The following is a 2062-nucleotide window of genomic DNA, read 5'->3' as shown; positions in this document are numbered from 1 at the left end:
GCACCATTTATTAGCAACTGTTGCGTAAAGCAGCATTGCAAAAGTTAAAGCCTAACCGCTTTTGCTTTTGCCTCGATAGCTCAGTCGGTAGAGCAGAGGATTGAAAATCCTCGTGTCGGTGGTTCGATTCCGCCTCGAGGCACCATATAAAATTAGAGATTGATTCCTGTTACTGCGTTGCAGTAATGTGTCGGTCCCTAGCCGGGCGCGGTCGATTCCGCCCTCGAGGCACCATATAATTCCCCCTTAGTTCAGTTGGTAGAACGGCGGACTGTTAATCCGTATGTCGCAGGTTCGAGTCCCGCAGGGGGAGCCACATTGAAAACCCTAGCCGAAAGGCTGGGGTTTTTCTTTATCTGCGCCATGCTGATTGCTTCGCAATCATTGTCACAGGCGGAAGGCCGCCCCGATCGAGTCCCGCAGGGGGAGCCACATTAAAGAAAGCCTTGTCTTCGGACGAGGCTTTTTTTATGTCTGTCTGTTACCGCTTTGCGCTAATTGTCGCAGGGCTGGCCTCTCCCCTCTCTCCTGTAAATCGTAAAAATATCTTGGAACTTTGTGCTGGCTGCTTGTTTTAGGCTACGTTTATATTCATGCATCCTCATGAATTATCAAGGAAGACAGAGTGATCACCCTATACGGTTACCCTCGGACCCGGTCGTTACGTGTATCCTGGCTACTGGAAGAGCTCGGGCTCGAGTGGCAATACCACTTGATTGATTTTGCCAAAGGAGAGCATAAATCTGCCGATTACCTGGCGATATGCCCTCAGGGAAAAGTACCGGCCCTTAAAGATGACGAAACGACCCTCACAGAATCAGCGGCTATTTGCCTTTATCTGGCAGAAAAGTATGGCAAACACTGGCTTCCCAAACCCGCAACACCGCAGGCGGCAAAGCAGTTAGAATGGATCAGTTTCATCATTACCGAACTGGAGCAACCGCTTTGGTCGATGGGAAAGCACCGCTTTGCCCTCCCCAAGCAGATACGCCTGCCAGAGATGATCTCAGTGGCAAAGTGGGAATTTAAAAAAGCGGCACAAACCGCCGAAAAATGGTTGCCCGATACCGAATTCCTCACCGGACAGTTTCCTAGTGTTGCCGACATCTTGCTAACTCACACCCTCAACTGGGCGGTCAAATTCGATCAAAAACTCCCGCCAAGGCTTGAAACATACCGTCAGCACATGAGCAGGCGACCGGCTTTGCTGCGTGCATTAAGCCAAGAGCAGCAAGCCTTGGCTGACAATACGCAGCGATAATATCCCCCCTGAACCACACGACAAAGTTCAAAATACGAGCAATCAGCGTAAAAAAACAAAGGTTGCACTTTTTTTATCAAAAAATCGTTGACGCAAAGGCTGAAAACCTTTTTAATGCGCCCCGTTGCCTCGATAGCTCAGTCGGTAGAGCAGAGGATTGAAAATCCTCGTGTCGGTGGTTCGATTCCGCCTCGAGGCACCATTCTTCTTTTTTGAACAATGGTGCAAGCAACAAAAGCTATTCCCCCTTAGTTCAGTTGGTAGAACGGCGGACTGTTAATCCGTATGTCGCAGGTTCGAGTCCCGCAGGGGGAGCCAAATTTTGTTTTGAGCCATAGGCTTGAAGCGTAAAAGATACAGTGTGCCGACTTAGCTCAGTAGGTAGAGCAACTGACTTGTAATCAGTAGGTCACCAGTTCGACTCCGGTAGTCGGCACCATTTCTTAGCAATTGTTGCATAAAGCAGCATTGCAAAAGTTAAAGCCTAACCGCTTTTACTTTTGCCTCGATAGCTCAGTCGGTAGAGCAGAGGATTGAAAATCCTCGTGTCGGTGGTTCGATTCCGCCTCGAGGCACCATATATAATTAGAGATTGATTTCTGTTACTGCGTTGCAGTAATGTGTCGGTCCCTAGCCGGGCGCGGTCGATTCCGTCCCCGAGCACTATATAATTCCCCCTTAGTTCAGTTGGTAGAACGGCGGACTGTTAATCCGTATGTCGCAGGTTCGAGTCCCGCAGGGGGAGCCACATTTAGTGTGCCGACTTAGCTCAGTAGGTAGAGCAACTGACTTGTAATCAGT

1 protein-coding gene and 7 tRNA genes are annotated in these 2062 nt (G+C 49.4%); all 8 read left to right on the top strand.

Annotation, left to right across the window (positions count from 1 at the left end):
- Nucleotides 1–69: 69 nt before the first annotated feature.
- Nucleotides 70–145 (top strand) — tRNA-Phe (locus EIZ48_RS28085).
- Between the two features lie 95 nt (nt 146–240).
- A tRNA-Asn gene (locus EIZ48_RS28080) sits at nt 241–316 on the top strand.
- Between the two features lie 309 nt (nt 317–625).
- Nucleotides 626–1261, top strand: a complete 636-nt coding sequence (locus EIZ48_RS30015) for a glutathione S-transferase N-terminal domain-containing protein (RefSeq protein ID WP_160658671.1) — start codon at nt 626–628, stop codon at nt 1259–1261.
- A 126-nt stretch (nt 1262–1387) separates the two neighbouring features.
- Nucleotides 1388–1463, top strand: a tRNA-Phe gene (locus EIZ48_RS28070).
- A gap of 40 nt (nt 1464–1503) precedes the next feature.
- Nucleotides 1504–1579, top strand: a tRNA-Asn gene (locus tag EIZ48_RS28065).
- 45 nt (nt 1580–1624) lie between these two features.
- Nucleotides 1625–1700: transfer RNA gene (locus tag EIZ48_RS28060), tRNA-Thr, on the top strand.
- Between the two features lie 63 nt (nt 1701–1763).
- Nucleotides 1764–1839: transfer RNA gene (locus EIZ48_RS28055), tRNA-Phe, on the top strand.
- A 94-nt stretch (nt 1840–1933) separates the two neighbouring features.
- Nucleotides 1934–2009: transfer RNA gene (locus EIZ48_RS28050), tRNA-Asn, on the top strand.
- Nucleotides 2010–2062: the final 53 nt, after the last annotated feature.

This window comes from Photobacterium alginatilyticum (assembly GCF_009910675.1).
Lineage (GTDB): Bacteria > Pseudomonadota > Gammaproteobacteria > Enterobacterales > Vibrionaceae > Photobacterium > Photobacterium alginatilyticum.
Note: the sequence above shows the minus strand (reverse complement) of the source record. Positions and strands in the feature narration are given on the sequence as shown.